The sequence below is a fragment of the Streptomyces siamensis genome, from assembly GCF_039543605.1.
Classification (GTDB): Bacteria; Actinomycetota; Actinomycetes; order Streptomycetales; family Streptomycetaceae; genus Streptomyces; species Streptomyces siamensis.
Genome location: NZ_BAABKB010000002.1, coordinates 558,797 through 571,138, shown reverse-complemented (window position 1 = coordinate 571,138; position 12,342 = coordinate 558,797). Strand labels below are relative to the sequence as shown.

Here is a 12,342-nt window from a genome sequence, read left to right as displayed (position 1 = left end):
TACACCACGGAGCCCTCCGGACCGGGAAGGGGCTCAGCAGGTCAGACGGCCTGGCGGAGAAACCTGCCGTGGGGCCTGCCTCGACCCCTGCCGAGAGGCTTGCGCCGCCCCCTGTCGTCGCCGTCGCGTCGCCCCGGTCGTGGGCTCCGCGTTCCGTGACCTTTTGCGCCGGTCACGCGGCGCGTCACGGCGCGCCCTCGCGGACCAGCCGCGGACCGGCCGAGGGCTCGGCGGCTCGCGGACCGGGACGAAGGTCCAGCATCCGTGTGAGCAGGGGAAGGGCGTCGGCCGCGCTGCGGGCCTGCGCCGTGGGCAGCCGGGCCACATCGGCCGACAGGGTGGTACCCGCGCGGGGGACGGCGAGGACGCGCATGCCGGCGGCGAACGCCGACCGGATGCCGTTCGCGGAGTCCTCCACCACCACGCAGTCCGAGGGCGGGACCCCGATCCCCTCGGCAGCGCGCAGGTAGGCGTCGGGAGCGGGTTTGCCGGAGGTCACGTCCTCGCCGCAGACGACGGCCCGCAACCGTGCCGCCAGGCCCAGCTCCGCCAGGATCGCCACGACGTAGCGGCGCGGGCTGGCCGTGGCCACGGCGACCGGCCCGTGCCGACCGGCCTCACGAACGAGGTCCAGCGCTCCGGGAAGCGCCGGAACCCGGCCCGCCGCGCACTCGACGGCCATCGCGGCCGTACAGGTCTCCACCACCTCCGCGACGCCCGCCGCGCCGCCGCACAACCCCGCGACGTACGTCGCCCAGCCGCCGTTGCCGTGCAGTGCGTCGTCGTCCTCGGCTCGCCAGTGGTGCCCGTGCCGGGCGGCGAAGGCGGCGCACACGCGTCCCCACGCCGCGCCGCTGTCGACCAGCGTGTCGTCCAGATCGAAGATCGTCGCTGCTCGCCGCACCGACGTCACACCGCCGCGGGGTCCGGGCGCCGCAGCGCCTGCGACAACTGCTCGATCGAGACCATCGCCAGCCCGTGCAGGTCCGCGAACGCCCGCAGCCGGTCGAAGCGGGCGACGGAGCCGTCGTCCTCGCAGACCTCGCTGATCACACCGACCGGGGACAGCCCGGCGAGACTCAGCAGGTCGACGGTGGCCTCGGTGTGCCCGCGCCGCTCCGCGATCCCCCCGGAGCGCGCACGCAGCGGAAGGACGTGCCCGGGACGGATCAGCCCGTCGGGACGGCAGCCGGGGTCGGCGAGCGTACGGGCGGTCAGCGCCCGGTCCGCGGCGGAGATGCCCGAGCCGACACCGACCGCGTCCACGGAGACGGTGTAGGCCGTCGAATCGACGCCCGAGGCGCTCGGGACCATCAAGGGCAGCTCCAGCCGGTCGGCGACCTCCGGCGCCATCGGCGCGCAGATCAGACCGCTGGTCCAGCGCACGAAGAAACTCAGGGATTCGGCGGTCGCGAACTCCGCCGCCATGACGAGGTCGCCCTCGTTCTCACGGTCCACGTCGTCCACCACGATCACGGGCCGGCCGGCCCGCAACTCCTCGACGGCGACCGTCACCGAGTCCAGCCCCGCGTCCGACCGCGGCACCGAAACAAACGTCACAGATCCAGCCCTTTCTCGACTTCATCGCTCTTGCAAGATCATTCGGTGATCACGTCGGCGAACTTGAGAGGTCCTCCGACCTGGAAAGAAGCTCAAACGGCGGATCCCGGGAGTCGATTCACGCCCGGCGCACGCCCCCGGACAGCACGCGCCCCCCGGTGCGCCCGTTTCGGGGACACCACCGCTGTGCCGGCCGACGACCGATGAGTTCCGGAGCCTGGTGGAGTCCACCTCTGCACAAGCGAAAGTCGCGCACGAGCTCTGTGAGGGGACCATGACCACCCACGCCCTACCACCCGTCGTCGACACCGCGACCTGGGAGCGCCGGCTCGAAGAACTGCGTGCCCGCGAGAAGGCCGCGACGCGGGAACTCGACGCCGTCGCCGCCGAGCGGCGCCGCCTGCCGATGGTCGAGATGCCCGACTACACCCTCGAAGGCGAGGACGGCGCCGTCCGGCTGGCGGACGTCTTCGACGGCAGGCGGCAACTGATCGTCTACAACCACATGTGGTCCGCCGGCCAGGAATGGCAGTGCCCGGGCTGCACCGGATTCACCTCGCAGTACACCCGCCTGGAATTCCTGGACAACTACGACGCGCGGTTCGTCGTCGTCACCCAGGGGCCGATCGACGAGGCACTCGCCTACAAGCAGCGGGTCGGCAACCGGATGACCTGGTACTCGACCGCGAACAGCTCGTTCGGGGCCGACGTCGGCGCACCGCCCGAGGGAGGATTCGCGGTCAACGTGTTCCTGCGCGACGGCGACACCGTCTACCGCACCTGGCACACCGACGGCCGCGGCACCGAGCAGCTCAGCCACACCTTCGCGCTGATCGACCTCCTGCCGTACGGACGCCAGGAGGAATGGCAGGACTCGCCCGAAGGCTGGCCGCAGTCGCCCACCTACAGCCGGTGGGTGACGTCGAAGGACATCGCCGCGGCCTACGGTCCCGGCTCCGGCCGCGACTGAACGGATCACGAACCCGGTTGGGCCCCTCCCCATCGGGACGGTGGCTCAACCGGACGGGCGGACCGCCGCTCCTGGTCAGGAGTCGCCCGTCGCGCAGCCCCTGTCCGTGATGCGCAGGGCCGTCGCCTCCGCCCGACCGGCGCGGGCCAGCAGGTGCTCCCGTCTGCGGGGCCACCACAACAGGTCGGCCAGCAGGAGGACGGCCACCAGCCACGAGACGACCGTCTCGCCGGTCTCGCCCGTCAGGGTGTCGTACACGGCGAGAGCGACCGCGAGCGCGGTGACGAGCAGGACGAGCGGGCGGTGCAGGCGGTCGTCCTCGGCTGCCCGGCGCAGGGCGCCGGCGTACTCGACGACCGGGGGCGCCAGCCGGGGATCGTCGACGGCCTCGCCGCACCGGGTGGCGCGGACCACGGCCACGCGGTCGGCGTACGCCATCTCCTTCGCCGCGGGCCAGATCAGGTCCATCCGGCGCGCCGTGCGGATCCCGCAGAACAGGCTCAGCACCACGAAGACCACCACGGCGCCCGCCCATGACCCCGACTCGACGAGAACGAACACCCCGAAGAAGACGCCGGCGGCGAGGCCGGCGGCCACGGCGCGGCTCACCGCCCCCCGCTGCCACAGCCACCCCGGAACGAGAATCACCCGCTCACGGTCGCCGTCCCCCACGCGGGACGCAACCACCGCCCCGGCACGTCGCCCCCGGCACACGCACACGGCGCACCACGACGGACGGACCGACCCGACCTGCTCCCCCACCCGCGGCGCGGTGGCCGACGCGTGCGTCTTCGCGCATTCAGCGCAGACGGTAGGGCGGGCCCTTGGCGCAGCCGGGCGGCGTGTTGTTGCCGCTCACGTCGAAGTCCGCACAGGTCAGGAAGAGATAATTGAACTTGCCGAGCAGGAAGGCGAGAATTCCGATGAGCAGCGTGATGCCTACGGCTCCGAAACGCTGAGCGGTAGGAAGCTCGTCGTAGTCGGACAGGAGAATTTTCGACAGGAGCCACGTCAGATACGGGGCGCTCAGAATGGTGACGGCCACCTCGAAATAGTGGAGGTAGTGAAATCCCTTGCTGATCGGTGCCGTCATGCCGAGAACGATCCAGAGCGACGGCAGCAGCAGCGCGGCCCAGCTGCCCCAGGGCACGGAGACCTGTCGGTGCAGTGCCAGGCCCGCGAGGAGTACCGCTGTGGCCACCGCCCAGAGGGCCATCACATTGTCGAAGAAGATGGCGTCGTAAGCGCCGAACGTGAACGCAGGCCACCAGATGACCAATGTCCCGCCCGCCGCCGCCGTCGCGGTGGCACGCAGAGAAGAATGAATTTCCGGTAGGCCACGCTTGCCGCTCGGGCTCGGATTGGGGGTCTCCCCGGACTCCATTCCCACTCCACCCGTTCACCGTAAAGGCCGTGGGGTGAGCCGTTCCCATTGCCTCTTCACGAAACACCCATTCAGCCTGGTCGACGATATAGGGGCGACGCCGCCCGGGTCAGGGCGACGCGCCGCGCCAACAGGGCTCGGGGCGTGGCACGGCCACGCACCGGCCCGCGACGGCCCTCGCACCGTGACCTGGGAACACTCCACGACCCCGACCGGGCGGCACAGCACGCCCGAGGTCAGGAAGTCAGCACGTCGACGCCGTCGCCCAGCAGTTTCAGTCCGAACACGAAGAACAGGACCGCCATGATGGCGACGTTGTGCCGCGCGGCCCATTCCTTCCAGTTGCCCAGCATGTTCCTCGCCCGGTCCCCCATGACCAGGAACACCCCGAGCGGGGTCAGGAGTCCGAGGGAAGCGATGACGACGAAGATCGCCAGCGCCGCGATCTGCTGTCCGACCGGCACGCCCGACGCGCTGATCGACGCTGCCGCGGCAATGGTCAGCGGGGCGTTCTTCAGGTTCCCGGCCGACAGCAGGAGGGCGAGGAGGAAGATCTTCACCGGCGAGAAGCGGTCGATCGCGGCCATCCAGTGCGGCAGTTGCGCCTGCGTGACGTCGGTGGGGCGACGGCGCCACAGCCGCACGGCGAAGAGGGCCAGCGCCACTCCCAGCACGAGCTTGAGGACCCCCACCCAGTCGGCGGGATGCCCGTGGCTGTCGGCACTCCCCTTGCCGCCGATCAGCAGCATCACCGCGCCCAGGGCCGACAGACCCACCACCCAACCGGTGGCGAACACCAGCCCGTTCAGGCGTCCATGAGGCGTTGCCAGCACGATGATGAGGGCGACGATCGGAAGCGGACTGATGGCGACGGCTGCCGCCAGGCCCAGTACATCGCCCAGTACGTTTCCCATGCGTGCCTCCGGCACATCGAAGAACTGCACTGATCGCAGCCGTCAGCGCGGCCGGCACCACGAAGCGGGAGCACACCGCACACCGGGGTCGCTCCAGCCCCTCCAAAGGATCGACGACAGCACGCGGTCGTGGCGGCAGCGGCACGCGGGAGAGGGACGCCGGCCGCGGCCGGCCGCGCCTTCGGCGCTTCGAGGACCCCGGCCGGTTCGCGCGTACGGGAAGCGGATGAATTTATTCCACAGTGTGCTGAATGGCGATATCTTGGACGTGTAGCCGACGTCGTCTTCTGGCTGCGGCTGCACGGCGGTGGGGCTCGCCGTACCCCAACCGTGGCATTCGGTGCCACCAACAGTCCCTACTCGTGAAGTGATCTTGGCCTGTCTGTCGGCCCGCGCGAGTAGGAGGGCTACGGAATGAAAGGCCCCGACTGCGGCTCACGTCGTTCGGCCGTCCGGGTGAGCGTGGAGGCCGGTTCTTCGGGTTGGATCCGTCGTGGCTCGGCAGGGCCCGGGACACGACGGTTGCCGCTGGGCCGACCGCGCCCGACGCAAGGCGCCTGTGCGACGGCCAGGAGGACGTCATGATGCCCATGGAATCGGCCCTGCAGCTGACGATCTTCATAGAGGAGTGCGACACCTGGCATCACCGGCCACTGTTCGCGGAGATCGTGCATCGCGCCCATGAGGCGGGACTGGCCGGCGCGACGGCCTTTCGTGGCGTCGAGGGCTTCGGAGCCTCATCGGTCATGCATGCCCCTCGGATGCTGTCGCTGAAGCAGGACCTGCCGTTGGTGATCGTCATCGTCGACGACGAGGAACGAGTACGCCGATTCCTTCCGACACTGCGCGAGCTGATCGACGAAGGGCTCGTGATCGTCGAAAGGGTCGGGGTCATGCAGTGCACCGACCGGGATTCCGCCCCCGCACGTGTCTGAGGGGGCCGGTTCCCGGCAGATGCCTGAAGGGACGGGTGCGGATCGTTCGACGACCCCGGGGCGTCCGCCTAGCCGAAAGCCGCCTGCGCGAAGGTCAGGCCGATGAACACTGCGCCCAGCCCGGCCACGATCGAGGCCACCACGTTGACCGCGGCGAGAAAGCGCGCTCCGGCCTCGGCGAGGCTGAGCGTTTCGTAGGAGAACGTCGAGTAGGTGGTCAGGGCCCCGCACAGGCCCGAGCCCAGGAAGAGCTGGACGTTCTGCGAGGCGGCTCCGGCGAGCGTCGCCCCGGTCAGCGTGCCCAGGATCATCGACCCGGTGACATTGGCTCCGAACGTACCCCAAGGGAAAGTGGTGCCATGGCGCGCCTGGACGCTCCGGTCGATCAGGTATCGCATGGGGGCGCCGATGGCCCCTCCGAGAATGACGAGCAAGCACCTCATGTGGCCGCAGCCTCCCGGCCCTTGTAGTGGACCACCTCGACCGGCTGGACGGTGACGAGGCCACTGATGGGCAGTTCTTCGAGCTGAGACATGAAGGCCCGGATGCGGTCCTCTTCATCGATGATGATGACGGCCGTCGGCAGGTCGTCGGCCATGGACAGCAGCCGTGTGGTGTGCACGACCGATGTCGCTCCGAACCCCTCCACACCGCGGAGAACCGTCGCGCCGGCCAGCCCCGCCTCATGGGCCCGGCGCACGATCTCCGTGAACAGGGGCTTGTGCTGCCAGGTGTCCGTGTCGTCCACGATGATCGTCAGGCGCAGTGCGTGTCCGTGGAGTCGCATGATCACAGTCCTCTCGTCGCGAGGATGCGTCTGGTGGAGACCATGCCGATCTTCGCCGCGGCCAGTGCGATGACCACGGTCGCCGCCAGGTACGTCAGGGCGAGGCCGGCCCTGTCCGCCCGCACCAGCCGTTCGATGTCGACGCAGTACGTGGAGAAGGTCGTGAAGCCTCCGAGAACTCCGGTCCCGAAGAACGGCCGCAGCAACGGGTGCACGGTAAGGGCCTCTGTGATCATCACCAGGAACACGCCGATGATGAAGCACCCGACCGCGTTGACGCCCAAAGTCGTCCAGGGGAACGCCGCCTTCCCCGTGGGCCAGATCACCGCTGCTCCGTAGCGGGCACATGAACCCAGGGAACCGCCCACGGCAATGACCGACAGGGTCTGCAGATGCGTACGGCGGGCCTCCCGACGCACGCGCGCCCGTCCCGCCGCAGAACTCTCCGGGACCGCGGTGGCCGGTGAGCGTTGCGCAGGCCCATCACTCACGTTGCCTCGCCCTCACGAGCCGCAGGACCCCCAGCTCGGGATGAGCACCCGGTGCGGCCGTTCGGTGCTGATCGAAGGTCCCCGACAGGCCGCTTCACCTACCAACCCACCCTAAGCCTTGACCCGGACAGCACCAGTCTCGTGCCTCACTCCCGTCCCGGCCTGCTTCACCGCGCTCACGGTGGTGTTCGGTGCCGCTGCTCTCACCGTCATGAGACGTCCTCCACCAGCCACACACCTTTCTGCCGTCTCCGCCCACCTGATCGGGGACAAGGTGAGGGACCGGACTCCCCAGGGTTCGTGGCCGTCCGATCACGCCGGCCTGGTGGTGGGGCTGCGCCTCCGGTAGCCGGCTTCGTCCCGACGCAGGGGGCACGCGAGTGGCGTGGCACTGGAATCGACGAAGGGCCGGTCCGGGAGGACCCCTCCCGGACCGGCCCTTCCATCTGCGCCCCGACGGGATGTGAACCTGCGACACCCGCTTCAGGGGTTCGGTCCGAGCCCGCTCCCGCGCGACCCCGACCCACCGGTCGTCGGGCCCGCGATTCCGCCCCCTCCACCAGGCGCCGCGTCTGCTCGGCTCCGCCCGGATCGCCGGTGGCCGAGCACCTCGCTCACCTCAGTGCGTGTGACCGCTCGGAGCGAACACCTCACGCTGCAGGGATCGCGGGCTCGTCCAGCACGCTTGCGTCGCCGCCGCGGAGGGGGCCCACGCTCCACGCGTTCAGCTCGTGCGGGGTGCCGAGCCTGACGGCGCTCACCTCGTCGAGCCGGGCGAACTGCGCCGGGGTCAGCGTCACGTCCAGCGCGCCCAGGTAGTCGTCGAGCTGCGCGACGCTGCGCGGGCCGATGATCGGCACGTACGCCGTGGCCGCTCGCGCGCCCTGCTCCCGCATCCAGGCGATGGCGACATGGGAGGCCGGCACGCCGAGTTCGGCCGCGACGTCGAGGACGGCGTCGACGATCGCGGTCTTCTGCTCCGTGTCCTCGAAGAACCCGACGGCCTTGAGGTCGCTGATCCGGCCGGTGGCGCCCCGACGGTACTTGCCGGTCAGCAGACCGCCGCCGAGCGGGCTCCACAGCCCCGCGCCCAGACCGAGTGCCTGCGCCATGGGCAGCAGCTCCCGCTCGGCGGTGCGGTCGACCAGGCTGTACTCGGCCTGGATACCGGCGACGGGGGACCAACCGCGCAACTCGGCGATGGCGACGGCTCGCGACACCCGCCAGGCCGGGAAGTTCGACAGCCCGAAATAGCGGATCTTTCCGGCGCCGACCAGGTCGTCCAGGCCGCGCAGGATCTCCTCCATCGGGGTCAGGCCGTCAGGGGCGTGCACCCAGTACATGTCCAGGTGATCGGTGTTCAGGCGGCGCAGGCTGGTCTCGAGGGCCTGGACCATGTACCGGCGGCTGTTGCCGGTGTTGGTGACCGTCTGAGGTCCGGCGCCGTTCATGCTGTACTTGCCCGCCAGCACGAAGCGGTCCCGGTCGGCGCCCAGGAACTCGCCGAGCAGCTGCTCGGATTCGCCTGCCTGGTAGTTCTCGGCGGTGTCGATGAGCGTGCCGCCGGCTTCGGCGAACCGGTCGAAGATCTTGCGGGCCTCGGCGGGCTCGGCACCGGGGCCCCAGCCGCCACCGGCGCGCCAGCCGGTACCGAAATTGGCGGTGCCGAGGCCGTACTCGGACACGCGCAGGCCGTTGTTGCGCCCGAAGGTGGTGTATCGCATGGGTGGACATCTCCCTGAGACGAGTAGGACGAATCACTTGCGTTGTGCGGGCACGGACGCGGTTCTCGGCGCCCGTGAGGTGCGTCGGGTCAGCGGGGGACGGTCACGACGATCTTGCCGACCTGGGATCCGGACTCGAGACGACGGTGGGCCGCGACGATGTCCTCCAGCGGGAAGACGGTGTCGATGACGGGACGCAGGACCTTGCGGGCGACACCGTCGACGATCCAGTCGACGGCGACCTTGCGGCGTTCGACGTCGGTGGTGAGATCGAAGACCTTGTATCCCCGGATGGTCAGGCTCTTGCCGATCGTCTGCAGCACCGGCAGCGTCGTGGCCTCGCTGCTCAGCGCGCCGTAGAGGATCACGGTCCCGCCGGGTGCGGCGGCGCCGGTCAGGTCCGCCAGAGCGGGCCCTCCCACCGGGTCGAACATGACGCGCGCGCCGTGGCCGTCGGTGAGCTCGTTCACGCGGGTGACCACGTCTTCCTCACCCGTGACGACCACTGCCTCGGCGCCTTCGTCCAGGAGCCGCCGGCGCTTGGCGCTGCTGCGGGTCAGTGCCACCGGCCGGGCCCCCACACTGCGGGCGACCTGGATCGCGGCCAGCCCGACGCTGCTGGAGGCGGCCGGGATGAGTACCGTGTCACCGGCCTGCAGGTCCGCGGTCTCGACGAGGGCGCCGTAGGCGGTCAGGTACTGCCCCCACAGGGCCGCGGCCTGCTCCCAGGACAGTGCGTCGGGGTGCTTGACCACCGCGGTGGCGGGCGCGACGGCCAGCTCGCCGTGGATGGGGTAGTCGGTGGCCCTGAAGCAGGGGATCAGGCTGACGGCATCGCCGACGGTGAAGCCTTCGACATCCGGGCCGATGGCTTCGACCTCACCGGAGGCTTCCCATCCGATACCGGAGGGGAACTCCGCGAGGTGGCCGCTGCGGAGCATGGCATCCGCTCGGTTCACCCCGAGAGCCCGGGTGCGGATACGGATCTCGCCCTGTCCGGGTGCGCGGACCTCGACGTCCTCCAGGGTCAGGACCTCGGGGCCGCCGGTGGCGTGAAATCGGACGATCTTGCTCATGAGAACGGTCTTTCCTTTCAAGTCCGGGGTGGATGCGGCGGTTCGGGCCCGCCGGTCGGCCGTCACCCGGTGACGTCAGACGACCTTGCCGAGCTCCAGCCGGTCGGTGCCGCTGTCCGGCTGCGCTGTCGCCGTGCGGCGTCGCAGCGTTCCGGACAGGGCGGTGAGCAGGCCGATGGCCGCGAGCACGGTGACGGTGGTCATGGCGGGGGTGAAACCGGCGAGCAGGGCGTCGGGCCCGCTCCTGCCTGCGCCTCCCGCGGTCAGGACCGCGGTGACGACGGCGAGGCCGACCGCCCCGCCGACCTGCATGGAGGAGTTCAACAGGCCGCCGGCCAGGCCTTGTTCGTGGTCGGGGATTCCCGAGGTGCCCTCGATCTGGAAGGGCGCGAACGCCAGTGTCATGCCGATGCTGAGCAGGAGCATGGTGGGCAGCACGCCCACGGCGTAGGGGGTGTCCCGGGCGATGGCCAGGAAGAGCGCGTAGGCGGCCACGTGCGTGCTGACGCCGGCGACGATGGTGCGCGAGGTGCCGAATCGTGCGATCAGGTGCGGGATGCGCGGCGAGGCGACGGTGACGACGGCGGCGGCGGGCAGGAAGCCGAGCGCGGTCTGCAGCGCCGACCACCGCAGTACCTGCTGGAAGTACAGCGTCGCCACGAACTGGAAGCCGACGTAGGCGCCGAAGAACACCGACAGGCCCACGTTGGCACGCACCAGGGAGCTTGAGCGCAGGATGCCCAGCCGGATCAACGGATGCGCGCCGCGGAGTTCGACCACGACGAAGACGGCCAGCAGCGCGGCCGCGAGCGCGAACTGCACCAGCGTGCTCGCCGCGGCCCAGCCCTTCTGCGGCACTTCGACCACGGTGTAGACCAGCAGCAGCATTCCACCGACCAGGGTGAGCGCGCCGGGCAGGTCGTAGCCGCCGACGGTGCGCGGGCCGTCCTTCGGCAGCACGCGGATGGCCGCCGCCAAGGCGATCAGCGCCACGGGGACCGGCACGAGGAATGTCCAGCGCCAGCCGAGCTCGGTCAGTGCACCGGACAGCACCAGGCCGCTCGAGAAGCCGCCGGCGCCCATGAGCGTGAAGATCCCGATCGCCTTGTTGCGGGCCGGCCCCTCGGCGAACGTGGTCGTGATGATGGACAGCGCCGCGGGCAGCGTGAACGCGGCCGACACGCCCTTCAGGAAACGGGTGACGATCAGAAGGGTCCCGTCGTCGACCAGGCCGCCGACCAGCGAGGTCAGGCTGAAGACGGCGACCGCCACCAGAAAGACGCGGCGGCGGCCGAGGATGTCGGCGGCGCGTCCGCCCAGCAGCAGAAAGCCGCCGTAGCCGAGGACGTAACCGCTGACGATCCACTGCAGTGCGCTGGTGGACAGGCCGACGTCGGCCTGTATCGAAGGCAGTGCGACACCCACCATGTTCACGTCCAGCGGGTCGAGGAACCCGACGATCGACACGGTGAGGAGGATGGCCCACTGCCGTGCGTTCCAGGTGAGCGGGGACGCGGACAAGGGCGATGGCGCAGAAGGACTCATGCCGATACGCTGACATGCTCGTAATTGAAATGCAAGTGCATCTAATGCGTGAGCATTAAATGCGGGTGCATGTTGCGTCGCTCGACAGGGCTGCCGCGTAGGCCACGGCGGGCCTCGGTGACAGCCAGGTCAGAAGCCGGGGGCGGAGCCGGCGAAGAACCACAAGGCGGCCGTGTACCACAGCAGTGCGATGGCGGTGACCAAGGCGCCGCCGGCGGCCGGAAGTGCCCAACCGGGCAGTCGACGGCTACGCACCACCAGCACCTTGGCGACGAACACGCCGTACAGGACACAGCCCGCGATGGAGTGCACCGCCACTCGGCTGCTCGAGAACTCGACTCCGTAGGCGGTGATGCACTGGTAGGCGATGGGCAGCGACAGCAGAAAGGCAAGAAGGCCGATGATCCGGTGCGTGGGCTGCACCCGGCGCGGTGCGGCGCCCGCTCCCGGCAGGCGCCGGTACATCCACAGCCCGAGCAGCAGTTGGACGACCGCGAGCGCCATCAGAGCGCTGCCCAGGCGCGCCTTGAGATCGATGACGCCGGCGCCGTGCTGCCCGAACAGGCCCCTGGTGTAGTCGGGCGTGTGCGTGCGGCCGTACGCATACACCGCCACCGTGACCGCGACCGGCAGCAGAGCAACCAAGAAGCCCGCCGCCGTGCGGGCGGGGCGCCGCTTCCGCTCGCCCGTGTGCGCGGTCATCGGTCCCCCATCAATCGAGTTCGACCTTGCTGCCGGATGTGTCGACGACGCACCACTGCGGCGCCGGACGCGCCGGCTTCCTCGCCGCCGGTCGCCGCGGCCGTTCCGTTCATGAGCGCGCTCCATGGTGTCGGACGGCGCATCCGTGCAGCCCCGGGAAACGATCCCGGCGCACCTCCTCTCCCAGTTGGCCCCGGGTGCTCAGGACCTGTCCACTCCTGTTGGTCCGCCCGGGCAGTCGCTGCTCCACCGGT

Annotated in this window: 14 protein-coding genes; 2 read left to right on the top strand and 12 right to left on the bottom strand. The window is 70.1% G+C overall.

What is annotated here, in order from left to right:
- Positions 1 to 184: 184 nt before the first annotated feature.
- The gene (locus ABEB03_RS05230; protein WP_345641867.1) at positions 185 to 904 is read right to left on the bottom strand and encodes an HAD family hydrolase; all 720 of its coding nucleotides are present in this window, start codon (positions 902 to 904) and stop codon (positions 185 to 187) included.
- Between the two features lie 5 nt (positions 905 to 909).
- Complete coding sequence (gene ribB, locus ABEB03_RS05225) at positions 910 to 1,545, bottom strand: 3,4-dihydroxy-2-butanone-4-phosphate synthase (protein WP_345641864.1); 636 nt, start codon at positions 1,543 to 1,545, stop codon at positions 910 to 912.
- A 289-nt stretch (positions 1,546 to 1,834) separates the two neighbouring features.
- On the opposite strand from ribB, the gene ABEB03_RS05220 reads away from it, so the two are divergent.
- On the top strand, positions 1,835 to 2,530 hold the full coding sequence (locus ABEB03_RS05220) for a DUF899 domain-containing protein (protein ID WP_345641861.1): 696 nt from the start codon (positions 1,835 to 1,837) through the stop codon (positions 2,528 to 2,530).
- Positions 2,531 to 2,605: 75 nt separating this feature from the next.
- Here the strand turns inward: ABEB03_RS05220 and ABEB03_RS05215 are convergent, their stop codons facing one another.
- The 3 genes from ABEB03_RS05215 to ABEB03_RS05205 form a co-directional block, all read right to left on the bottom strand.
- A complete protein-coding gene (locus tag ABEB03_RS05215) occupies positions 2,606 to 3,178 on the bottom strand; it encodes a hypothetical protein (RefSeq protein ID WP_345641858.1) in 573 nt (190 codons plus the stop codon).
- A gap of 151 nt (positions 3,179 to 3,329) precedes the next feature.
- Positions 3,330 to 3,914, bottom strand: coding sequence for a hypothetical protein (locus ABEB03_RS05210; protein WP_345641855.1), 585 nt, complete (start codon positions 3,912 to 3,914; stop codon positions 3,330 to 3,332).
- A gap of 236 nt (positions 3,915 to 4,150) precedes the next feature.
- Positions 4,151 to 4,858: a GAP family protein gene (locus ABEB03_RS05205; RefSeq protein WP_345641852.1), complete on the bottom strand. Its 708-nt coding sequence runs from the start codon at positions 4,856 to 4,858 to the stop codon at positions 4,151 to 4,153.
- Positions 4,859 to 5,409: 551 nt separating this feature from the next.
- On the opposite strand from ABEB03_RS05205, the gene ABEB03_RS05200 reads away from it, so the two are divergent.
- A complete protein-coding gene (locus ABEB03_RS05200; RefSeq protein WP_345641849.1) occupies positions 5,410 to 5,763 on the top strand; it encodes a DUF190 domain-containing protein in 354 nt (117 codons plus the stop codon).
- A 68-nt stretch (positions 5,764 to 5,831) separates the two neighbouring features.
- On the opposite strand, the gene crcB (ABEB03_RS05195) is transcribed toward ABEB03_RS05200, so the two are convergent.
- From crcB (ABEB03_RS05195) to ABEB03_RS05165, 7 genes are all read right to left on the bottom strand, one after another.
- Positions 5,832 to 6,206 carry a fluoride efflux transporter CrcB gene (gene crcB / locus ABEB03_RS05195; RefSeq protein WP_345641847.1) on the bottom strand — a complete coding sequence of 125 codons (375 nt, stop codon included), beginning with the start codon at positions 6,204 to 6,206 and terminating at the stop codon, positions 5,832 to 5,834.
- On the bottom strand, positions 6,203 to 6,553 hold the full coding sequence (locus ABEB03_RS05190) for a DUF190 domain-containing protein (RefSeq protein ID WP_345644072.1): 351 nt from the start codon (positions 6,551 to 6,553) through the stop codon (positions 6,203 to 6,205). Before ABEB03_RS05190 ends, crcB (ABEB03_RS05195) begins: the two co-directional genes overlap by 4 nt.
- On the bottom strand, positions 6,553 to 6,918 hold the full coding sequence (gene crcB, locus ABEB03_RS05185) for a fluoride efflux transporter CrcB (protein WP_345644069.1): 366 nt from the start codon (positions 6,916 to 6,918) through the stop codon (positions 6,553 to 6,555). Before crcB (ABEB03_RS05185) ends, ABEB03_RS05190 begins: the two co-directional genes overlap by 1 nt.
- A gap of 773 nt (positions 6,919 to 7,691) precedes the next feature.
- Positions 7,692 to 8,765 carry an aldo/keto reductase gene (locus tag ABEB03_RS05180; protein WP_345641844.1) on the bottom strand — a complete coding sequence of 358 codons (1,074 nt, stop codon included), beginning with the start codon at positions 8,763 to 8,765 and terminating at the stop codon, positions 7,692 to 7,694.
- An 89-nt stretch (positions 8,766 to 8,854) separates the two neighbouring features.
- The gene (locus ABEB03_RS05175; RefSeq protein WP_345641841.1) at positions 8,855 to 9,841 is read right to left on the bottom strand and encodes a zinc-dependent alcohol dehydrogenase family protein; all 987 of its coding nucleotides are present in this window, start codon (positions 9,839 to 9,841) and stop codon (positions 8,855 to 8,857) included.
- A 75-nt stretch (positions 9,842 to 9,916) separates the two neighbouring features.
- Complete coding sequence (locus ABEB03_RS05170) at positions 9,917 to 11,386, bottom strand: MFS transporter (RefSeq protein WP_345641838.1); 1,470 nt, start codon at positions 11,384 to 11,386, stop codon at positions 9,917 to 9,919.
- 129 nt (positions 11,387 to 11,515) lie between these two features.
- A complete protein-coding gene (locus tag ABEB03_RS05165) occupies positions 11,516 to 12,088 on the bottom strand; it encodes a DUF6529 family protein (protein ID WP_345641836.1) in 573 nt (190 codons plus the stop codon).
- Positions 12,089 to 12,342 lie beyond the last annotated feature (254 nt).